17 protein-coding genes and 1 pseudogene are annotated in these 21,905 nt (G+C 64.3%); 8 read left to right on the top strand and 10 right to left on the bottom strand.

The window, feature by feature from the left end; all coding sequences use genetic code 11:
- Position 1 precedes the first annotated feature (1 nt).
- The 4 genes from EET13_RS08890 to EET13_RS08875 all read right to left on the bottom strand — a co-directional run bounded on the left by EET13_RS08890 (position 2) and on the right by EET13_RS08875 (position 5,986).
- Complete coding sequence (locus EET13_RS08890) at positions 2 to 2,122, bottom strand: p-hydroxybenzoic acid--AMP ligase FadD22 (RefSeq protein WP_122441935.1); 2,121 nt, start codon at positions 2,120 to 2,122, stop codon at positions 2 to 4.
- A 16-nt stretch (positions 2,123 to 2,138) separates the two neighbouring features.
- On the bottom strand, positions 2,139 to 2,729 hold the full coding sequence (locus tag EET13_RS08885) for a chorismate--pyruvate lyase family protein (RefSeq protein WP_122441934.1): 591 nt from the start codon (positions 2,727 to 2,729) through the stop codon (positions 2,139 to 2,141).
- 43 nt (positions 2,730 to 2,772) lie between these two features.
- Positions 2,773 to 4,521: an AMP-binding protein gene (locus EET13_RS08880; RefSeq protein ID WP_211189044.1), complete on the bottom strand. Its 1,749-nt coding sequence runs from the start codon at positions 4,519 to 4,521 to the stop codon at positions 2,773 to 2,775.
- Between the two features lie 289 nt (positions 4,522 to 4,810).
- Positions 4,811 to 5,986 (bottom strand): LLM class flavin-dependent oxidoreductase, encoded by a 1,176-nt coding sequence (locus EET13_RS08875; RefSeq protein ID WP_122441932.1) that lies wholly within the window; start codon positions 5,984 to 5,986, stop codon positions 4,811 to 4,813.
- A gap of 199 nt (positions 5,987 to 6,185) precedes the next feature.
- Here EET13_RS08875 and EET13_RS08870 point away from each other — a divergent pair, with 199 nt between their 5' ends.
- Positions 6,186 to 7,010, top strand: a complete 825-nt coding sequence (locus EET13_RS08870; RefSeq protein ID WP_122441931.1) for a phthiotriol/phenolphthiotriol dimycocerosates methyltransferase — start codon at positions 6,186 to 6,188, stop codon at positions 7,008 to 7,010.
- Between the two features lie 52 nt (positions 7,011 to 7,062).
- Positions 7,063 to 8,319: a saccharopine dehydrogenase family protein gene (locus EET13_RS08865; RefSeq protein ID WP_122441930.1), complete on the top strand. Its 1,257-nt coding sequence runs from the start codon at positions 7,063 to 7,065 to the stop codon at positions 8,317 to 8,319.
- 14 nt (positions 8,320 to 8,333) lie between these two features.
- Here EET13_RS08865 and EET13_RS08860 read toward each other — a convergent pair.
- Positions 8,334 to 9,675, bottom strand: a pseudogene (locus EET13_RS08860) (hypothetical protein).
- 442 nt (positions 9,676 to 10,117) lie between these two features.
- Here EET13_RS08860 and EET13_RS08855 point away from each other — a divergent pair.
- Positions 10,118 to 10,849, top strand: coding sequence for an FkbM family methyltransferase (locus EET13_RS08855; RefSeq protein ID WP_122441929.1), 732 nt, complete (start codon positions 10,118 to 10,120; stop codon positions 10,847 to 10,849).
- A gap of 24 nt (positions 10,850 to 10,873) precedes the next feature.
- Entirely contained in the window at positions 10,874 to 11,638 is a 765-nt protein-coding gene (locus tag EET13_RS08850) for a glycosyltransferase family 2 protein (RefSeq protein WP_122441928.1), read from the top strand.
- Between the two features lie 55 nt (positions 11,639 to 11,693).
- On the opposite strand, the gene EET13_RS08845 is transcribed toward EET13_RS08850, so the two are convergent.
- Positions 11,694 to 12,785 carry a glycosyltransferase family 4 protein gene (locus tag EET13_RS08845; RefSeq protein ID WP_122441927.1) on the bottom strand — a complete coding sequence of 364 codons (1,092 nt, stop codon included), beginning with the start codon at positions 12,783 to 12,785 and terminating at the stop codon, positions 11,694 to 11,696.
- 482 nt (positions 12,786 to 13,267) lie between these two features.
- Between EET13_RS08845 and EET13_RS08835 the strand changes: the two genes are divergently transcribed.
- Positions 13,268 to 14,161, top strand: a complete 894-nt coding sequence (locus EET13_RS08835) for an FkbM family methyltransferase (protein WP_122441925.1) — start codon at positions 13,268 to 13,270, stop codon at positions 14,159 to 14,161.
- A 96-nt stretch (positions 14,162 to 14,257) separates the two neighbouring features.
- Positions 14,258 to 15,247 (top strand): Gfo/Idh/MocA family protein, encoded by a 990-nt coding sequence (locus EET13_RS08830; protein WP_122441924.1) that lies wholly within the window; start codon positions 14,258 to 14,260, stop codon positions 15,245 to 15,247.
- 60 nt (positions 15,248 to 15,307) lie between these two features.
- Here the strand turns inward: EET13_RS08830 and EET13_RS08825 are convergent, their stop codons facing one another.
- Positions 15,308 to 15,997 (bottom strand): class I SAM-dependent methyltransferase, encoded by a 690-nt coding sequence (locus tag EET13_RS08825; protein WP_168991252.1) that lies wholly within the window; start codon positions 15,995 to 15,997, stop codon positions 15,308 to 15,310.
- A gap of 498 nt (positions 15,998 to 16,495) precedes the next feature.
- Between EET13_RS08825 and EET13_RS08820 the strand changes: the two genes are divergently transcribed.
- Both EET13_RS08820 and EET13_RS08815 read left to right on the top strand, forming a co-directional pair.
- Positions 16,496 to 17,485: a Gfo/Idh/MocA family protein gene (locus tag EET13_RS08820; RefSeq protein ID WP_244603830.1), complete on the top strand. Its 990-nt coding sequence runs from the start codon at positions 16,496 to 16,498 to the stop codon at positions 17,483 to 17,485.
- Between the two features lie 105 nt (positions 17,486 to 17,590).
- Positions 17,591 to 18,415, top strand: coding sequence for a class I SAM-dependent methyltransferase (locus EET13_RS08815; protein ID WP_122441921.1), 825 nt, complete (start codon positions 17,591 to 17,593; stop codon positions 18,413 to 18,415).
- Positions 18,416 to 18,471: 56 nt separating this feature from the next.
- Here EET13_RS08815 and EET13_RS08810 read toward each other — a convergent pair whose 3' ends face one another.
- From EET13_RS08810 to gmd, 3 genes are all read right to left on the bottom strand, one after another.
- Positions 18,472 to 19,359 carry a hypothetical protein gene (locus EET13_RS08810; protein WP_244603829.1) on the bottom strand — a complete coding sequence of 296 codons (888 nt, stop codon included), beginning with the start codon at positions 19,357 to 19,359 and terminating at the stop codon, positions 18,472 to 18,474.
- Positions 19,360 to 19,531: 172 nt separating this feature from the next.
- A complete protein-coding gene (locus EET13_RS08805; RefSeq protein WP_122441919.1) occupies positions 19,532 to 20,494 on the bottom strand; it encodes a GDP-L-fucose synthase family protein in 963 nt (320 codons plus the stop codon).
- Complete coding sequence (gmd, locus tag EET13_RS08800; protein ID WP_122441918.1) at positions 20,491 to 21,525, bottom strand: GDP-mannose 4,6-dehydratase; 1,035 nt, start codon at positions 21,523 to 21,525, stop codon at positions 20,491 to 20,493. The genes EET13_RS08805 and gmd overlap by 4 nt, the downstream gene beginning before the upstream one ends.
- Positions 21,526 to 21,905 lie beyond the last annotated feature (380 nt).

The following is a 21,905-nucleotide window of genomic DNA, read 5'->3' as shown; positions in this document are numbered from 1 at the left end:
TTCATGACTCGCCAAATTCAGAATCGATCAGCCGGAAAATTTCGTCGGGAGTCGACGCGTCCTGGATCCGCTTGCCCAACCGATCCTCGGTGTCGGCGATGGTGCCGAGGATGGCACGCAACCGGTCGGCCACGCGCCGCTTGTCGGCGTCCCCGATCGTGAGCACCAGCTCTTCGATTCTTTTCAATTCCTCGTCGACTCGCCCCTTCGCATCGACAGTCGCCGGAAGCGGCACCGCCAGCCGGCCCGCCCGCCTGTCCCCACCGGACAGTTCAGCCTCCAAATACTGGGCCAGTCCCGATATCGAGCCGTAGTCCCACCCGACCGTTTCCGGTAGCCGCAGCCCGGTCGCCGCGGCCAGCCGCTGGCAAAGCACGACCGTCATCTGGGAGTCAAAACCCAACTCCGAGAACGCAAGATCGCGATTCACCGACTGCGGATCCGGCTCACCCAGCATCCTGGCAGCCTCGGCAGACACGGCCTCGGCCACCAGCCGGTGACGTTCCTGCTGCAAGGCGGCCAGGCGTTCCTTCAGCGTCACTTCGCCGACATGCCCGACGCTGGTGTGCGTGACGACCGGGGGGAGACCGAGCAACGGTTCCGCGTCCGGCCCGGGCCCGACCGACGTGAGTTCCCAGATCGGTTTCGCCGGCCGCTCGGCACGAAGCGGGCCGCGCAACAGCTTTCCGTTCGGGGTCCGGGGAAGCCGCTCCACCACGGCAAATCGGTGCGGCACCTTGAATGCCGACAGTTTGGTAAGCAGCCCCCGGTGAATACCTCGCATCACCGATTCATCGATGATCGCGCCGCCTGCCGGCACCAGAAATGCCTGCAGTGCCGATGCCCCGGTGGACTCTTTTACGCCGGCAACCGCGGCCTCAGCCACGGCCTCGTGCTCCACAACGAGTCGCTCGATTTCCCGCGGATTGACGTTGACGGCTCCGACGACTTCCGTGTCGTCCGCGCGGCAACGGTAGGAAACCCAGCCCTCGGCGTCGAGGCGCACCGTGTCCCGGGTGTCCAGCCAGCCACCGTTCTCCAAAATCGGGTCGGGGCAATTCCAGTAACCGGTCGCGATCGATGGCCCGCGCACCCACAAATTTCCTTCCACCCCGGGTTCTGCGGTTGCGCCATCCGGCGTCACCACGCGAATCTCGTAGGGCGGAAGAACCTTTCCGAGAGTCCCCGGGCGCCATTCATCGACGGTATTGGAGACAAAGGTCTGACCCACCTCTGTCGACCCGATTCCGTCAAGAATGGGAATACCGCCGAAGAATTCCATGAGCCGCTCGGCAAGACCCGCGTCGAGGGCCTCGCCCGCTGATACCACACAACGGAGCTTTCGGAAGGATTCGGAAGCACATGTGTCGACGACTCTGGCGAAGAAATTCGGCACCCCGTAGAGCACGGACGGCTCAAATCCTTCACACAGTGTGGCCGCCATTTCCGCACTGATCGGCAAAGCATTGATGACCGCGGAACCACCCGTCGCCAGGGGAAACCAGACCGAATTACCCAGACCATAGGCGAAATACATGCGGGCGGTACTCAGCCCCGTGTCGTGAACCGTGAGCCGCAGCGCGTTATGACACATGGCCTCGACAAATGTCAATGGGTCACCGTGCCGGTGGATCGCCGCCTTCGGCGGTCCGGTGGTTCCGGAGGTATAGGTCGCGTATGCGTCAGTGTCACTCCCGAGCCGTTCGTATGCTGCGGGCTCGGCCAGCGCTGCCTCCGACAGCAATTCCGCGGCAGCCAACACTGTCGACGCGCCGAACCGACTGCACAGCGAGTCGGACGCGACGACGAGTGCCGGCTGCGTGTCGCGCTCCAGAAATGCATGGTCATCGCGATGCAGCTCCGGGTTGGCCAGGAACGCCATGACGCCGCGAGCCAGGCATGCCAGCAATAGCTGCACCAGCTCCGCTGAATCTGGAAGACACAACAGGACGCGGTCCCCGCTACCAAGGCCGCGGTGTCCTAACACCGCGGCCAGCCGGGCAGCGCCGTCGTGGATTTGGCCATGGGTGACGATCTCGGGGGCATGGTAAGCGGGCCGGTCGTTCCATCCCGCTTCCGATGCCCGCTCAGCCAGGAGCTGTGCCAGGTTGCCGGTCCGCATTACTGGATGACCGCCCCTAGCGCGCCGCAGTGATGACATTCGAAAACTGGCGGCGATCGGTTTCTTCATGCGGAGCATCGTGGAACACAGCGCGAAGAAAGTATTCGGTGATCACAATGACGGGTTGCCCGCCGGTCAGGATACGGTAGCGGCGCCCGACGGTTCTGCGCCGTGAATGCTGGTACCCGTCCAGCGCGAGCCACCGCGGCAAGTCTCCTAGCCAGACTCTGGCCGCCTCCTTGAATGTCTCGATGTAACTGGCGGCCATAACTTCGCCAATAGGATGATCCGTTCTGGTCAACCGCACCATTATTTCCGGTGGCAGCAGGTCAATGGCGACCAACGACTCCGCGGCCACAAAGACGGTCCCTGAATTCCGGCCCTTGAGCAAAATATTACGTTGCAGCACCCGGCCCACCACCGATGGGCCAAGTTCAGCCACCTTCGCTGCGGTCCGGCGAATTTGTTGATTGACGATCTGCACGACGATTTCTTCGTTGGCCACCACGTTGAGAATCCGGGTGAGGGTGCCGTTGGTTGCGAGGAGAATCCGAAGATCGCGATCGAGCGTCCGGATCTCTTCGTCAGACAGCGTGCGGTCGGTCATGTGCTATTTCTCGGGTGAGGCGGAATCCCACAGACGCGTGTCGTCATGCGGCACCGTCCACGCGGGTGAATTCCTGGTTCAGGTAACGCTCGACGCACGCCGAACGCCGAACCTTACCGCTGGTGGTCACGGGAATCGAACCCGGAGCCACCATGACTACATCAGCGACGCGTACCCGATGTAGCCGTGATATCGCGGACGTCACTTCGCGTTTGAGCGTGCGCAGGCGTTCCGACGCCTCGGCGTCGGGATGACCCCACTTCGTGACCTCGATGACGGTGACCAACTGTTCGGTGCGGTCGTCGGGCACGGCTATCGCCACCACCCGGCCGCCGGTGATCTCCTGGATTGTCGCCTCAATGTCGTCGGGATAGTGGTTGGACCCATCCACCACCAGCAGATCCTTGATACGGCCGGTGATGAACAACTCTCCCTCGAACATGACGCCGAGGTCTCCGGTTCGCAGCCACGGACCGGCCGGGGTGCCGGGCGAGGGATCGACGAGCTTTGCCGCGAAGGTCCGCTCGGTGAGTTCGGGGTTGCGCCAATAACCCATGGCCACGTTGTCGCCCTGGACCCAGATTTCGCCGACCGTTCCCGCAGGAATCTCTGTGCTGGCATCGGGGTCGACGATCCGCACGGTCGAGGCCCGCGGCGTGCCGTAGCTGACCAGCTTGGCGCCCTCATCGGCATCGCTGTCGCAGCGCCGGGCCTGGCCTGCGGCCAGTTGCTGGTAGTCGAAACACACAGCCTTGGGCGGGCGTCCCGGTCCAGCGGTCGCCACGTATACCGTGGCCTCGGCGAGCCCGTAGGAGGGTCGGATCGCCGTCTGGCTGAGGTTGAACTTGGCGAACCGGTCGAGGAAACGCCGGACCGTCGCGGGGTTTACGCGTTCGGCGCCGGTGGCGATCGCCCGCACGTGCCCGAGGTCCAGTCCGGCCATATCGTCGTCGGAGGTTCTGCGGACCGCCAGTTCGAAACCGAAGTTCGGTGCGCTGGAAATCTGGCCGCGATGTCTGCCCAGCAATTGCATCCAGCGGGCCGGCCGCTGCAGAAACGCCATCGGGCTCAGCAACACTGCCGTGTCCTGGTTGATCATCGGCAGGATGACACCCAGCATCAACCCCATGTCGTGATAGAACGGCAGCCACGACACCGCCGTAGAGGGAACCTTTTCCGTATCGCCGAGGTAATCCGACATCAGCTGCACGCAGTTGGTGATGACGTTCTTGTGCGACAGCACGACACCGGCGGGCGAGCGCGTCGACCCCGACGTGTACTGGATGTAGGCCGTACCCGGGCGTGCGTGTGGTGTGGTGGCGACTTCGCGCGGCGAGTCCAGGTCCAGCGAGTCAACGGCCACGACGATCGGCGCCGGACCCTGGGGCGCGCGGGCGTGCGGCACATACTTGGTGACCTCGTCGACAACCGCGGACGTGGTGACAATGACCGTCGGCAAGGAATCCCGCAACGCAGCGGAAATTCGTTCGTCGTGGATACCGAACTGCGGAACCGGCAGCGGAACGGCGATCAGGCCGGCCTCCAGCGCGCCGAGGAAGGCAACGATGTATTCGAGCCCCTGCGGGGCCAATATCGCCGCCCGATCACCACGAGACGCGCAGATCCTGAGTTCGTCCGCCACGATCATGGCGCGTCGGTAGACCTGCCACCAGGTGAGGGTTTCGGTAATTCCTTTCGGATCCAGCTCGTAGTCGATGAACTTGTATGCCGCGCGGTTGGGGTAGTTGGTGGCCGCCTTGTGCAGCAGATCGATGAGCGACGATTCGCTCATCGCGAATCGGGTTACCGTCCCATTCGGCGGTTGCGCCGGTTGGGCATCTGTGCCCTGGTCGGTTTGCGTCGCCACCTCTCCCCCAGCCTGAAATGACACGTTCGTTTGCATGGTCGTCCTTCGGCTCTTGACGCAAGAGAGTACGGACGTTTCGCTGCCGTGTCCTTCGAATCGGAATCGGCGCATATACGGCTCGTACGTTGCCCGGAATGCAATGCCACGTCGGTGAGGCCACACGACAATAACAGGTCCCGGCCACTGTGCCCGCAGGACAGAATTAACCCGGTGGTCAGCCGCAGGTCGGCGAGCTGACACCCAGCTTCTTGAGTCCGCGCAACACCTTGGCGTGCGGCAGGCTCGCCGCAACCGCCTTGCCCAGGCTCGGATTGACCAGACTGCCGTTGATCACGAGCAAGTACTCGAGGCCGTGATCTCGCCATTCCGCTACCTGGTCGACCACTTCCGCGGGAGTGCCGCTGAAGACAACCTCTTTCATCAGTGCGGGCGGGACTTTCGCCGTATACGACAAGACCGTCTGCTGGTCCATCGTCTGCGGGATCAGATCCTGCACCCCGGAGAAATCGGCCCCCATCGGATGCTCGACACCGTGGCGGGCACAGACGTCGCCGGGCACGCCGAGCGCGGTCATCTTCACGACCACAGAATCCAACGCCTCCGCCACGTCGTCGCTGTTGCGACCGGTGATCACCCCGCGCACCGCCGACGGCGTAATCGACATCGGGTCACGGCCGGCGTCGGATGCCGCTGCGCGTACGGTTTCAAGCGCCCGGCGGTAGTCATCGGGTCGCACCAGAACAATGGGAACCCAGGCGTCGGCGTAGCGTCCGGTGGCACGCAGCATCCGCGGCCCGTGCGCCGCAATCCAGATTTCCGGCCATTTCCCCCGGTATGGCGGCAGGTCGAACGCGGCGTTACGCAGCGGAAAGTATGCCGATTCGCGCGAGACCAATTCGCCGTTCGAACCCCACAACGCACGTATGGTGGCCAGTGCTTCTTCGAACCGCGCCACCGGTTTGGTCCACTCAACGCCGTAGGGCTCGTTGGCTTCACGCTCCCCAACACCGATACCCAGGATGGCATTGCCCCGGGTAAGCAGCTGCAGAGTCGCGGCGGCCTGGGCCGTGACCGCCGGGTTGCGGCGACTGGCGTCGGTCACGCACACGCCCAGCCGCAACCGCTTGGGCCTGCCGTAAGCGAGGTTTCCCAGCATCGTCCAGGGTTCGTAGTTGGCATCGACGCTGGGCACCAGTTTCGCGGCGATCCCCAGATATTCCGGCGTCGCGATCGAGCGCGGCACCAGTGCATTCAGATGGTCGCCTACCCAGTACGAATCGGCGCCTGTCAGCGTCGCGGCCACCATGCTGGACCGCGCCAGCCAACCCGGGCGAAACCGCGAGTGCACGAGCGAATCGACAAAACCGAAACGAAATCCGCCCCTGCTCACTGCCCGCCTGCCACGCTGTTGATCACCGACATGCCGGGGAGGCTACCTCAGCCGCCCGATCGGGCGGGCTGGCCGACGGCGTCAGACGGCCGGCAGCGGGTCGGACCAGCGCTCTCGCCGACCTCGGTACCGTGCGGGGTTCCCGCGACCGCTTGAGTCCGGGCTCCCTCATCGTGTGGGTCTGCCAAACTGCTTGCCCATGCCCTTCACTCCCACCCACAGCCTGCTCGCCCGCGTTGGGAGCACCCCGATCTACAAGCGAGTCTGGCGGTTCTGGTACCCGCTGATGACACGCGGGCTCGCTACCGACGAAATCGTGTTCATCAACTGGGCCTATGAAGAGGATCCGCCGATGGCGCTGCCGCTGACAGAATCCGACGAACCCAACCGAGCCCACATCAACCTGTACCACCGCACGGCGACTCAGGCAGATCTGAAGGGCAAACGGGTGCTCGAGGTCAGCTGCGGCCACGGCGGCGGCGCCTCCTACCTCACCCGCACCTTGCAGCCGGCCTCTTACACGGCGCTCGACCTGAACCCGGCTGGTATCCGGCTTTGCCAGAAGCGACACCACCTGCCGGGCCTTGATTTTGTGCGAGGCGACGCCGAAAACCTGCCCTTCGACGACGAATCCTTCGATGTGGTTCTCAATGTCGAAGCCTCGCACTGCTATCCGCACTTCCGGCGGTTCCTCGCGGAGGTGGTGCGGGTACTGCGGCCGGGCGGGTACTTCGCCTACGCCGACCTGCGCCCCGACAATGAGATCCCGGCCTGGGAGGCCGACCTGGCCGACGCGCCGCTGCGCCAACTGTCGCAGCGGGAGATCAATGCCGAGGTCCTGCGCGGCATCGAAAAGAATTCGACGAAATCACGGGAGCTGGTCGATCGGCATCTGCCGGCGTTTCTGCGCTTCGCGGGCCGCGAATTCATCGGCGTGCAAGGCACTCAACTGTCCCGCTACCTGGAAAGCGGCGACATTTCCTACCGGATGTACTGCTTCGTCAAGGACTCCGTTCAAGGCTGAGCGCCCCACCGCCCACCCCCGGACGCAGCGCTGCTCGGGTAGTCTCACCCGGGTGAATTCAGCCGAACGCGAGTTCGACATCGTCGTATATGGCGCCACGGGCTTTTCGGGCATACTCACCGCCGAACACCTCGCACGCTGCGAGTCGAGCGCCCGGATCGCGCTGGCCGGCCGCTCGAGTAACCGGCTGCAAGCCGCGCGGGAAACGTTGGGCGCCAGCGCCCGGGACTGGCCGCTGATCATCGCCGATGCGGCTCAACCGTCGACGCTGGAGGCGATGGCCGCCCGTACCCGGGTGGTGCTGACTACCGTCGGCCCCTATACCCGCTACGGCCTGCCACTGGTGGCGGCCTGCGCCGGGGCCGGAACCGACTATGCCGACTTGACCGGCGAAGTGATGTTCTGCCGCAACAGCATCGACCTGTATCACAAGCAAGCCGCCGACACCGGCGCCCGGATTGTGCTTGCCTGCGGATTCGATTCGGTGCCTTCGGATTTGAGCGTCTACCAACTGTATCGTCGGACGATCCAGGACGGCACGGGCGAACTTTGCGACACCAACCTGGTGCTCCGCTCGTTCTCCCAGCGCTGGGTTTCCGGTGGCTCGGTTGCTACCTATTCGGAGGCGATGCGCACCGCATCCAGCGACCCGGAAGCCCGGCGGCTGGTCGAGGACCCGTATACGCTGACCACCGACCGCGGCGCCGAACCCGAACTTGGTCCGCAGCCGGACTTTCTCCGCCGCCGCGGAGTCGACTTGGCACCCGAACTCGCCGGCTTTTGGACCGGCGGATTTGTGCAGGGCCCGTTCAACACCCGGATTGTCAGGCGCAGCAACGCGTTACAGGACTGGGCCTATGGCCGGCGATTCCGCTACTCGGAGACCATGAGCCTGGGGCAGTCGTTCGCGGCGCCGGTGGCATCGGCCGTGGCCACCGGTGCGGTCGCGGGCGCTATCGGTTTGGGCAACAGATACTTCAGTCGGCTACCGCGTCGGTTCGTGGAGCGCGTTACCCCCAAACCGGGGACCGGCCCCAGCCGGAAATCCCGCCAGCGCGGCCACTATCGATTCGAGACCTACACCACCACCACGACCGGTACGCGCTACCTGGCGACTTTCGCGCACAATGTCGACGCATACGAGTCGACCGCGGTGCTTCTCGGGCAGTGCGGTCTGGCACTGGCGCTTGATCGCGGCCGCCTTTCCGAATTGCGGGGGGTCCTTACCCCCGCGGCGGCGATGGGCGACGCGCTGCTGGAGCGTCTGCCCGGCGCCGGGATCTCGACGGGAACAGTCCGGCTGAACTGAGCCGCGCGGAACCGCTAGCGCATCCTGCCGACCGCCTCGGGGCATCCCCAGCCCATCCTCCCGGCAAGCGAGAACTCGGATAAGGTGCTCGAAAGGTCTTGACGCAGTTCGTCATTAGAATTGGACCGGCCCGGCTGATAGGCGAGGACCGAGACGAAGACCTCGGCGTGCGTACGTCCGGACAGCAGTCCCAGATATCCACCGCTGCGGTCCATGACCGAGGTGCGCACGCCCCAGAAACCCGTGACGGCGAAGTGGTCGGCGTCCGTTCCGTCCGGCCGGCAGGCGGCCGGGTTGACCGCACCGATGTTGGATGAGACATTTCCGGCGGCCACTCCGACAGTGCGCCGGACCAGCCACTGCGGCAACAGCGGTATCAGGGGCAGCAGTACCGACTGCTCGTTGGGCAGCTGTTGCCGGCGGATCAGTGCTTGCTTTGTGGCGGAGCGGATTTGGCGGAGGTCCGTGGTCGCGCAACCGGGGTCGACGGTGATGTCGACCTTGGTGACCGCGTTGGCGCGGGTATCGCCGGCGATGCGTTCGCTGACCGGCATGCCCACGGTGACCGAGCCGTTCGCGCTGACGCGTCCCAGCCGCTGGGCCAGCCGGACCGCCAGCCCGGCGAGCAGGGTGTTGCTGGTCCCTCCCAGCGACTGCGCGCGGGCGTCCCATTCTTCGGCGTCAACCAAGATCGTCGCCGCCGGGAACATGATGGTCCGGTCCGCCCCGGACAGCGGCGCGACGCGCCTGCTACGCCTCGGCGCCGCCGCTCCCGGGTAACCACGGTTGCGCCGGGCCAGTCGGGCTGCCTTGGCGACGGCCCGGGCGATACCAGGCATGTCACGCGCGGCTTGGCCGGCGTCTTCGCGCAGCGCTTCCCAGCGTCGGCGCGACCCGGCTGCGGGCCAGCTGAGCTGCTCGTCGCGGCCGCAGGCCGCGTCCGCCACCGCTTCGCACAGCCCGACGGCGTCGGTGAGGCAATGGGAGATGGCCAAACTGATCCCCGCGCCGCCGCCGGTGAAGGGGTGCACCGCAAGTCGCCATCCGGGTCCGTGCTCGGCATCCAACGGTGCGCTGGCCTGCTCGTGGACCCAGGCATCGAATTCCTCGCGAGGCCGGGGCGTGGTGACGATCTCGAAGTCCGGAAGAAACCCAACGATGCCGACCGAACGGCAGCGGCGAACATTCGATTCGGCGAGCCAGCCGTCCCCGACGCAGATGGTGGTGAAACTGCCGGAGCCGGTTGATGTCTACCCCACGGTCGTACACCCAGACACACTGCAGCACGTTGAAGGTTCCGGTCGCTCGCTCGCCGGCAAAGAAGGTCTGGTCGAGCGGATCGACCACGTTGCTCATCGCGCCAAGACCCTTTCACTGCGCCCGCACACGGGGCGGTCCGCACGGCCCGAACGCTTGGCGCACCACCGCATCCCGGCCCGAGCGGGAAACCCGTGCCGCGCGGAAAGCCCAAGAACAACACCCTGATTGAGCGACATGCGGGCCGCTGCACGCCGCGTCATGCCGATCGCCAACTCGAGGGCAAGCTCGCAACCTCCTCGCGCTGCCGCGGTGAAGTCTAGCGCGCATGCCCAACGGCGGGCATTTCATGGCAGCCACCGACAGTCACCGCGTCCCCGGGACGGACTCGGCGCGGTGCGACGCCCTCTACCGCAGCGAGCAGCCCGACGCCAGGACGTGAGCGGCGGCTACCGGTCCTCCGGGCAACGTCTAAGATCGCGGCCGCACCGCCCTGCGCCGGCCAACCCGGGCAGGCCGACGGACATGTTAGTGTCACACGGTGCATTTGTCGGACCTGGCTCGTTTCATCGTGCGCAGCGCTGCCTTTGAGGTGCCGCGCCGTTATTCCGAGCGGGACCAAAGACACCAGTTTGTGAAGCAACTCGAATTGCGCCGGGTCGACGTCGTTTTCGACGTCGGGGCCAATTCGGGGCAATATGCCAACGGTCTGCGCCGCGCGGGGTACAACGGTCGCATCGTCTCGTTCGAGCCGCTATCAAAACCATTTCTGGCCTTGGAAAGAAAGGCGGCTGCTGATCCGTTCTGGGATTGCCAGCAGTGTGCGCTCGGCGATTCCGACGGGACGATCTCGGTCAATGTCGCAGGAAACGCCGGTCAGAGCAGTTCGGTGTTGCCCATGCTCACCCGCCACCAGGAGGCCTTTCCCCCGGCGAATTACGTCGGCACCGAGGAGGCGCCGATTCGCCGACTCGATTCCGTGGCCCCGGAATTTGTCCGGCCCAACGGCGCGGTTTTCCTCAAAGTTGACGTACAGGGATTTGAGAAACAGGTACTCGACGGCGCCAAGTCGACGATCAACGAACATTGCGTCGGCATGCAACTCGAACTCTCCTTCTCGCCATTGTACGAAGGCGGCATGCTCATTCCGGAAGCACTCGATAAGGTGTATTCCCTGGGCTTCACATTGACTGGGTTGCTGCCCTGTTTCATGGACGCTCGAAATGGTCGCATGTTGCAGGCCGACGGCATCTTCTTCCGCGATGCCAATTGACTCGAAGCGCGATGTGAGGCCAGCTTGACCGCTGCTGAGACAACAAAAGCCAACGCGGCCGCACCACTGTTTTCCATCATCATCCCCACCTTGAACGTGGCCTCGGCACTGCGTGATTGCCTGGAAAGCATTGCCCGCCAGAGGTTCCGCGACTTCGAGTTGATACTCGTCGACGGCGGCTCGACAGATGCCACCGTCGACATCGCAAACAGCTTTGCCCCAAACTTCGACACGCGTCTGGTGGTACGTTGCGGCACCGACCGAGGTGTCTACGACGCGATGAATCGCGGCGTGAGCCTGGCGACGGGGACGTGGTTGCTGTTTCTGGGCGCCGACGACGCGCTGTACCAGGCCGACACGCTGGCCCGGGTAGCGGCCTTCATCGGCGAACATGAGCACAGCGATCTGGTGTACGGCGATGTGATCATGCGCTCAACCAAATTGCGCTACGGTGGCGACTTCGACCTTGATCGCCTGCTGTTCAAGCGCAACATCTGTCATCAGGCGATCTTTTACCGCCGCGAACTCTTCACCAGCATCGGCCCCTACAACCTGCGCTACCGGTCCCTGGCCGACTGGGATTTCAATATCCGCTGCTTCTCCAACCCGGCGCTGGTCACCCGGCACATGAACATCGTGGTCGCGCACTTCAACGAGTTGGGCGGCCTCAGCAATACCTTCGTTGACAAGGCGTTTCTCAAGCGGCTGCCGATAACCACCAGGTTGGGCATCCGGCTGGTCATCATCGGGGCGCGCTGGTGGCTGAAGTTACGGGTTCGCGCCGCCTGATGCCGGCCGCACGACGGCGCGGCCCGCAACTGGCGAGGCCGGATAACGTTGTGATTCAGAGGATTTTGCGATAGATCCCCGCCGTCTCGGCTGCGTTCTTGTCCCAGGAGAACGACGGGAGGCGCGCATAGCCACGCTCGCGCAGGTCAGTACGCAGGCGCTCCGTCGTCACCACACGCTCCACAGCCGTGCGCAGCTCCTCGGGGCTGTCGGGATCGAAATAGACGCCGGCATCCGCGACCACTTCTGGAATTCCGCCCGCGTTGCTGCACACCACCGGGCAGCCCTGACTCATGGCTTCCAGCGGGGGGATCCCGAAACCCTCGTACAGCGACGGATAGACGAATGCGGCAGCTGCCCGGTAGCGGGCCGCCAGCTGCTCGTCAGAGCCGGACTCGAAGCGCACCCGGTCAGCGACTCCCAACCGCGCGATCTCTTTCTGCTCCTCGCGCAGGAACGGGGGGCCGCCGAAGGCGATCAACTCGAACTCCCGCAGGATCGGCGAGCTGCTGTAGGCGCGCAACAACGTAGCGAAGTTCTTGTATCCCTCGCGACGTCCGACGTAGAGGAGCGAGGGCCGGCGCCCGCCGCTGTCCACCGTCGCGGTGTTCGCGTGCACCGGCAGTGAACAGGCGAGGTGTACAACGCTGGTGCGGGCCGGGTCGATGCCGTAGAGACGTACCAGGTCGTGCCGGGCGCTTTCGGAGACGCAGATCACATGGTCGGCGCGATTGACAGACGCGCGTTTGGCGGCGATTGCCACTTTGGCCATGGGCGGCTTGAACAGCTCGTGAATCATGTCGAAGATCGTCACCACCCGGCGCCGCGCCTTACCGACGGGTTTGAAGGGGTGCCAGGTCTCGTGCAGGATGTCCGCGTCCGACTTCGACCACGCGAACGGTGCCGCGACCTGATTGGCGAGTTCGACAAGCACCGGGGCGCCCTTGAACGTGTAGGGCACATGTTTCCCGTGGGTGAAGCCGCGGGCCGAGTCGGCCGCCAGATAGGCGTTGAGGTATAACGGCGCGACCACGGACACCTCCGACACCGTGTCGGCAGGTAGGCGGCTCGCCAGCTCGAAGAAATAACGCGACACACCGCCGTACCGCTGGATGGCGAAGATCTGGTGATCAAATGCGACTTTCATGGGCGCTCGGCCTCAGCCGCCTCGGCCTCCACCATTACCTCGACGACGGCGTTCACCCGGCACAGCACAGTTTCAAACCTCCTGGATATCTCCCGCGACGACGTGCAGTCCGGAAGAACGACTATCAGAACGTACGCCACCTTCGTCGCGATGGGCGAGCCAACCCACCCGGCCACGGCCCGCCCCGGGGACGCGCTGCGCACGCGGACCTCGAAGTTGTCTAGGCTGAACTCGGAAGCAACTCTGCTACAACGCGATTCGATACCACCGGGCGACTGGTTGCCGAACCGCGGGCATGTGCTTCGGGCGACCTGGTCGGCTGGCCGAGAGGGGGGCGGGGCCCACACGGACGCCGAGCCGACTCGGGCGTGGATGTGCCCGTGCCCGGCCCGTACCCGCGTGACTTGCGCCGTACCAAGGCTGCGAGCCGCGGGAAAACCAAAGGTCGGATACCCTTTGCGGGTGAGTTTGAACGGAACGCCATGAGTTATCGCCAATTGCTTCGGCAGCTCGGACTGGAACTCTCCTACCGCACGGTCCGTCAGTGGTTCGGCAACCGTCCGGTGATCCGCGACGTGCAAGGTGTTTCGTTGGCGATGCCGTGGTATCACCGGCTACCGGACTATGCCCGCCTGTTCCCCACCTACGGTCAGAATCTGATCAGCCTGGCGGTAGGACTGGCAGAGACCGACAAGCCGTTGGGCGTCATCGACGTCGGGGCCAATATCGGCGACTCCGCTAGGCAGCTCCTCGCCAAAGTCGACGCCCGCATCCTTTGCATCGAGGGAGATCCCGAGTATCTGCCGTACCTGAGGCGCAACGTCGGCTCGGACGATCGATGTGTGATCGACTTCGCGCTACTGGTCACCGATGTCGCCGAGGCCGCCGGTCTGGGCGCGATCCGAAAGGGCGGCGACACCCGCTTCGCGCCCGGCGGCACCGGCGGGGCGGCAGCCGCACTGACCGTGTCCGAACTGCCGCAGCGTCACCCGGAACTGCCGCCGATCCGGCTCATCAAATCGGACACCGAAGGCTACGACACGACGCTGATCCCGCCGCTGGCGCGCGCGTATGCAGACACCTGCCCCGTGCTGTTATTCGAGTACTACCCCGAGCTGACCCGCATGGCCGGTGTACCCGACCCCGCCGCGGTGTGGGGGGAGCTGCAGACCGCCGGCTATGCCCACGCCGGCATCTGGGACAACTTCGGCAGGCCGGTCCGGGCTTTGCCGGTCGACGAGCTACCGGCCGCCGCCGCAGTGCTGGACAAGCGATTTGCCGAACGCGGATATCACTACTGGGACGTCGCCGCCGTCCATGCCGATGACGGCGCGGGCCGGGCCGTACTGGACCGGCTCTTCGCGCCGGCCCCGTAAGCGGCAGCGGCCGGTCATCGGTCGCAACGCGCACTGGCAACCGTCCTACCAACCCGTCGCGCGTCGCCGGTCCGCTCCAGATGCTAGCGTCGGTCCGTGTCTCGACAGGTCCGGATCGGAATCCTGGGCGCCGCCCGCATCGCACCCTTGGCGCTCGTCCAACCCGCCAAGAAAAATGCCGAGGTCGTGGTGGCGGCGGTGGCGGCCCGCGATGCGTCACGTGCGCAGGCGTTTGCCGCTAAGCACGGCGTACCCCGGGTGCATGAAAGTTATGAGGCACTGGTCGCCGACCCGGACCTGGACGCGGTCTACAACCCGTTGCCCAACAGCTTGCACGGCCGCTGGACCCGGGCCGCATTGGCCGCCGGCAAGCACGTGCTGTGCGAAAAGCCGTTCACCGCCAACGCCGCCGAGGCACGCGAAATCGCCCAACTGGCCGCGCAATCGGGCCGGGTAGTGATGGAGGCGTTCCACTATCGCTACCACCCGCTGACGCTGCGCGTCGAGGAGATCATCGCCTCCGGCGAGTTGGGCAAGCTCTGCAGGGTGGAAGCCAACCTGTGCTTTCTGCTGGCTAAGTTCTCCGATATCCGCTACAACTACTCGCTGGCCGGTGGCGCGACCATGGATGCCGGTTGCTATGCGGTGCATATGGTCCGCACCTTCGGCGGTTCCACACCGGAAGTTGTTTCCGCACAAGCGAAACTGCGCGACCCGCAGATCGACCGGGCGATGACGGCCGAACTGCGGTTTGCCGAAGGGCACACCGGCCGGGTGCGCTGTTCGATGTGGTCGACCGATCTGCTGCAGATCAGCGCGCGCGTCGTGGGCGACCAAGGTGAGTTGCGGGTATTCAATCCGGTGCTACCGCACTCGTTCCACCGGCTCTCGGTCCGGTCGGCCGACGGCAAACGGGTGGAACGTTTTCCGCGCCGCGCCTCATACGCGTATCAGCTCGACGCGTTCGCCGGCGCGGTGCTGCGCGGCGAAGCGGTGCAGACCACCCCGGAAGACGCGGTGGAGAACATGACCGTCATCGATGCGATCTATCGTGCTGCAGGGCTGCCGCTTCGCGAGCCCGCCTGAACGCTTATCCGGGTAGCTCGGCAAGCGGCTCGGCAACGTGCATCTGCCATTCGGTGATGCCTACCATGGATCCGTCCGCATCAGGCTCTCATGATCCGCCCACGTCCGAGAACCGAGCACCACTCGCGGCAATACGTATAGGACGCTCGCGACAGGTAGCCAGGTAAGCACCCGCAGCGCCACCGGATTGAGCTTCTTTCGCGTCCAGATATGCAGAATACCCGAGCTGTAAAAGTGCATGCCGAAGCGTTTTCCGATGAACTCCAAGGTCGACCTTTGATAGAAAGTTATGTGCTGCCCGGTGGCGAACGTGTAGTACCACCACGCCTCCGGCGCCGGAGGTTCACCGGCGAAGAGTTCGGTCGTAAAAATTATCGTATCGGTACCGGTCTCTTCCAGGAGCTCCGCGACGAATGCGACGGGATCAGCGAGATGCTCCATTACTTCGAAGGCAGTGACTGCCGTGTAACGGCCGGGCGGTGCCATGCCGGCTTCGAATCCCCGCGCGGTGAGATTGGGACAGTGTCTGTCCCTCCAGTAATAGTCGAAGCCGACGTCCCGCATCAGACGGGTGAATATGCCGTAGCCCCCCGCCGCGTCGAGAAAACGCCCACCCCGATCGAACAGCACGAGAAGAACCGCCGACGTCAACCGTGCCAGGTAGTTGTTACGAAACACCAGGCCGGTATCGGCCGAGTTCACCGGGCTCGCATACGCCTCGTCCAGCCAATGAGGGTCTTCGGTCTGCAAGCCACCGCAATTATCACAGAAGTAGTATTTGGACTCGTATTTGTGAAGGACCTTGTGCGTAAACACCTGCCGCGTAAGTGAATCACAGATTCGGCACCGCATAACACGTAACCTTTCAGAGAAATACTGGTGAGTCTTTCACAACAGCTGCAGTCGTTCGAGTCTGCTCATACCATTTCAAGGCGCCGAGAGCCATTCGAACGACGGATTTTCCGCGGGGATCCGATGGGCTGATATTGCGCTGCCGTCGGCTGACCGCGTCTCAAAGGTTTACGGACTTGCCCGCTCTAGTTGATCCATTCGCTCATGTCGGAACCAATTCTGTCGCGAGCGCCTATGCGGATCAAATCGTTAGAGTTGATCTTGCAATAGGCAAAATTTATCGACGCCCCCATCACGGCCCAGAGCAGCGCATATCGTCCACCGCGGTCACAATTTATGGCCGCAGCAAAACGGTCTTCTTGTCGCCGGCTCAAGCCAGCTGTTAGCGTCTGGCCCGTGTCTGGACAGGTGCGGATCGGTATTCTGGGCGCCGCGCGTATCGCGCCGCTGGCGCTGATCAAGCCCGCCGCAGCGAACGCCGAGGTAGTCGTGGCTGCGGTAGCCACCCGCGATGCGTCACGTGCTCGAGCGTTTGCCGCCCGGCACGGCATACCCCGGGTCCATGACAGCTATGACGCGCTGGTCGCCGACCCGGACCTGGACGCGGTCTACAACCCGTTACCGATCAGCTTGCACGGCCGCTGGACCCGGGCCGCATTGGCCGCCGGCAAGCACGTGCTGTGCGAAAAGCCGTTCACCGCCAACGCCGCCGAGGCACGCGAAATCGCCCAACTGGCCGCGCAATCGGGCCGGGTAGTGATGGAGGCGTTCCACTATCGCTACCACCCGCTGACGCTGCGCGTCGAGGAGATCATCGCCTCCGGCGAGTTGGGCAAGCTCTGCAGGGTGGAAGCCAACCTGTGCTTTCTGCTGGCTAAGTTCTCCGATATCCGCTACAACTACTCGCTGGCCGGTGGCGCGACCATGGATGCCGGTTGCTATGCGGTGCATATGGTCCGCACCTTCGGCGGTTCCACACCGGAAGTTGTTTCCGCACAAGCGAAACTGCGCGACCCGCAGATCGACCGGGCGATGACGGCCGAACTGCGGTTTGCCGAAGGGCACACCGGCCGGGTGCGCTGTTCGATGTGGTCGACCGATCTGCTGCAGATCAGCGCGCGCGTCGTGGGCGACCAAGGTGAGTTGCGGGTACTCAATCCGGTATTGCCGCAGTCTTTCCATCGCCTGACGGTCCGGTCGGCCGGCGGAAAGCGGGTGGAACGTTTTCCGCGCCGCACGTCCTACGCGTACCAACTCGACGCGTTCGCCGGCGCGGTGCTGCGCGGCGAAGCGGTGAAGACCACCCCGGAAGACGCGGTGGAGAACATGACCGTCATCGATGCGATCTACCGCGCAGCCGGCTTGCCGCTTCGCGAGCCCGCCTGAACGCTCATCCCGGCGGCTCGAATTGGCGCCACCGTCCGGGCGCAGTGTACGTTGTGCGACGTGGTTGCGTCCCGGATTGTTGACTCTTTCCTCAGATTCGTCCCGGTGCCTTTGCTGATCAAGGCCGGGCTATTCGTGCGGTACGCGCCAGGCGACGTGCTGGACACGCTCAAGGGCCAGGCCGATCCGTTGGTCCCGCCGCGCCGCATGGTAGGAGGTGGGTCGCGAAACCCGGCGGCACCCGGCCCGTTTCGCGAATCTGGCGATGAGTTCCTGGGCCTTCTGCGCGACTACGGCCAGATCGAACCGCACCACCGCGTCCTGGACATGGGCTGCGGAATGGGCCGTGCGGCCCGCGCGTTGACCGCATTTCTCGATCCGGCCAAGGGCAGCTACGAGGGCTTCGACATCAACGCCGGCGAAGTGCGCTGGTGTTCTGAGCACTATGTGTCGCATCCCAACTTCCGTTTCCAGCGCGCAGATATCTACAACAAGATGTACAACCCGAAAGGGACGGTGCACGCCGAGGCGTTCACATTCCCCTACCCGGACGCGAGCTTCGAGTTGGCCTTCGCATCGTCGTTGTTCACCCACATGCCCCTGCCGCAGGTGGCGCGCTACCTCGCCGAGACCGCGCGAGTCCTCGCCCCCGGCGGACGCGCGCTGCTGACGCTGTACGTGTGGAATCAGGAATCTGAGGCGCTCGTTGCGCAGGGCAAGTCGGCCCTGCCATTTCGCGAGCACGAGGGTTTGATCGTGATCACCCCCTTTGTTCCGGAGGCCGCCATCGCGCTTCCGCTGGACGGCTGGGACAGCGCCGTCCGCGACGCCGGCCTCGAGCAGGAGGGTGACATGCTGTGGGGAAGCTGGTGCGGTAGAACGAATTTCACCGCCTACCAAGATATGGTTGTGCTGCGCAAGCCGGGCTGAGTCTGCGACGGCGCCCGCCGGGGGCCGTGCACCAACGCTGCGTGCCCGCCGCCGGCTCACAGTTTTTCGTCGGCGCCCGTCCGCGTGTTGACCACCGGCGCCCCGCGCAGTGCAGCCAGCCGCCGCTCTCCGCGGAGACGGGTCAGTCGGCCCTTGGCGTCGCGGGAATCAGCGAACTTCGACACCACGTAGCCTTCGGCGGCGGTCAGCGGCTGGAGGCCGTGGGACAGGTCGGATCGGATGAAATAGGCGTTGTTGCCCGCGCTGTTGCTGCCCACGAAGTCATATCCCTTGGCCCGAGCTAGGTCGCAGAAAGCCAACAAGGACGCGCCGAAATGTTGATTCATGTAGCGCCCTCTGGTGAAGTTCGGATCGTAGGGAACGGTGATCGGGCGCTCCGCCCCGAATACGCTGTTGTATTCGACAATGACGATCGCGGGATGCACGACTGTTAACCCCCTCCACACCCAATAATCGTTGCCGTCGATATCGATGTGCAATAGTCCGATGTCGCCCTCGAATCCATGCTCTAACATCAATTGATCAACGTTTTCGGCGGTGACGCGCGCGCATTTGCTCTGTAGGTCATAGAGCACCGAAATCCGATCACGCTTGATGGCATCGACATTGCGTTTGGAGCAGTCCATGACCAGCCCGCTCCAGTTGTCGTTCAACAGGAGGAACCTGGTGTTGGCTTCCTGGTAGCACCCAACCCCAAACTCGACGAAAGTCTCACTGATGCCCGACAGGCGGTGGATCAGCCATTGAATGATCCCGTCGTCGCCAAACTGACTGAATACCGAGAATTCCACCTCGGCCAATTTGCCTATCGTTTCCAGCTCTCGCACTCGCCAAGCCAACTCCCGTCCGATGAGAACGCGTTGCTTGCCTTCGCCGCTGCTCAACAGCTCTACCCACATAGCAACTTTGCCGAGAAGATTCACCTATTTCCTATCTCGTCGTCGGGAATATTGTGGTCCCCGGCCAGAACTCAGCGTTCAAGATGATAACGACACAACGCCGGGCCGCGGAGTGGGAACCGTCCACAGAATGGATACGAAGGCAGGTTTCGGGGGCCTACACCTCACCGGCTCGCAGCTAAGAGCCAGTCAACACTCATTTTCTCGCCACGGCGGCGTTGGCCCGGTACCACGCAAGTGTGGACTCGATGCCCTCACGCAGGGTGATCCGGGATTGCCAGCCCGCGTCCCGCAACACCGACACGTCCAGCAGTTTGCGAGGGGTTCCATCCGGTTTGGTTGGATCCCAATCGGTTTCGCCGTTGTAGCCCACTGCGCCGGCCACCATCTCGGCGATCTCCCGCACGGTATGGTCGACGCCGGTTCCGACGTTGACGGGGTTTGGTCCATCGAAGTGCTCCAGCAGGTACAGACATGCGTCCGCCAGATCATCGACATGCAGCAGCTCGCGGCGCGGGGTTCCGGTGCCCCAGTTCGTCACCTTCGGCACGCCGCCGGCCCTGGCCTCTTCATACCTGCGGATCAGCGCCGGCAGCAGGTGCGATGTGGACGCGGAAAAATTGTCGCCGGGTCCATACAGGTTGGTTGCCATCGCCGAGATCCAGGCCAGCCCATGTTGATTGCGGACCGCCTGGACCTGAAGCAGGCCGGCGATCTTGGCGATCGCGTAGGTATTGTTGGTCGGCTCCAGCGGGCCGCTGAGTAGCGCGCTTTCCTTGATGGGCTGCTGGGCAAATTTCGGGTAGATGCAGGAGGAGCCGAGAAACAGCAGCCGCGGCACCCGCGCGGCCACGGCCGCGTCCAGCAGATTGACCTGGATTTGCAGGTTTTCGGACAGGAAGTCGGCCGGGTAGGTGCTGTTGGCCAGGATCCCGCCCACCTTGGCGGCGGCGTCGATGATCACCTGTGGCCTGGTCTCCAGAATGAAATCGAATGTCGCCGCCCGATCCGTGAGGTCAAGTTCTTGGTGTGAGCGCACAACGAGGTTGGTGAAACCCTCGGCCTGGAACCTGCGCAACAACGCAGACCCGGCCAGCCCGCGGTGCCCGGCGATATACACCGGGCACGTACGGTCGAGGACGCCGGCCGAGGTGCTCATTGGCTTTCGCGCGCCCGGTCGGTGAGCATCGGCTTGTCGATCCACGGCTTGCCTTCACACTCCAGGGCCGCGATGTCCGCGTCCACCATGATCTGCGCCAATTCAGCGGTATGTACCGACGCCTTCCATCCCAGCGATTGGGCGGCCTTGGTCGCGTCGCCGATCAGCGAATCCACCTCGGTGGGACGCAGATAGCGTTCGTCGAATCGCACATGCTTCTCCCAGTCGAGCCCGGCATGGTCGAAGGCGGTCTGGGCGAATTCGCGCACCGTATAGCCGCGTCCCGTCGCCAGTACGAAGTCCTCCGGCTCGGACTGCTGCAGCATGGCCCACATCCCGTCGACATACTCGGGCGCATACCCCCAGTCGCGAACGGCGTCGAGGTTGCCCAGGTAGACGTGGGACTCGAGGCCGGCCTTGATCCGTGCCACGGCACGGCTGATTTTCCGGGTGACGAACGTTTCACCACGCCGCGGCGACTCGTGGTTGAACAAGATGCCGTTCACCGCGAACAGTCCGTACGCCTCTCGATAGTTGCGCGTCAGCCAGTACGAGTACACCTTTGCCGCGCCATAGGGTGATCGTGGGTAAAACGGCGTCTGCTCGGTCTGGGGCGGCGGCGAGGCACCGAACATCTCCGACGAGGACGCCTGGTAGAAGCGGCATTCCACCCGGGACAGCCGAATAGCTTCGAGCAGCCGGATGGATCCCATGCCGGTGGTGTCGCCCGTGTGCACCGGTTCGTCGAAGCTGACGCGCACGTGGGACTGGGCCGCAAGGTTGTACACCTCGTCGGGGTTGATGGTGCTCAGCAGCGTCACCAGCCGGGTACCGTCGGTGAGATCGCCATAGTGCAGGAACAACCGCGCATGCGGATCGTGGCGGTCGACGTAGAGGTGATCGATCCGCGACGTGTTGAACGTCGAAGCCCGGCGGATGAGCCCGTGGACCTCATATCCCTTGCTCAGCAGCAATTCGGCGAGGTAGGAGCCGTCCTGCCCAGTGATTCCGGTGATGAGCGCCCGCTTCACCGGATTCCCGCTTCTGTGGGTGCCTGCTTGTCACCACATTTGCGGCATCCCATCGTGGCCGTCTCCACTCCTTTTATGCCTTGGCCGGTGCGGCGGGGGTCGCCGTCAGCTTGATGCGGCGTGCGTCCGCAAGGCCGTCTTCGTGCCCGCTTCAAAGTACAGGACACCGGGAGCCGCGCGAATCAGGTTCCCGACCCTAGTTCCATTGACCGCGGCAGACAAATCCGGACGGCGCGGCCCTGGTCGACGAGCCTGGTATTGACTGGCCGATGCTGCCGGACTTCGCGACGTGTCGGCCGAGGCGGTGCTGATCTAGTCGGGTGTTCTCACCGTGGCCGCGGCAGCGGCGCGCGACCGCTGGCCGGGTCGACGAAGCATGT

The sequence above is a fragment of the Mycobacterium attenuatum genome (assembly GCF_900566085.1).
Taxonomy (GTDB): Bacteria; Actinomycetota; Actinomycetes; order Mycobacteriales; family Mycobacteriaceae; genus Mycobacterium; species Mycobacterium attenuatum.
The sequence above is the reverse complement of the archived record's forward strand: the minus strand, read 5'-3'. Positions and strand labels throughout refer to the sequence as shown.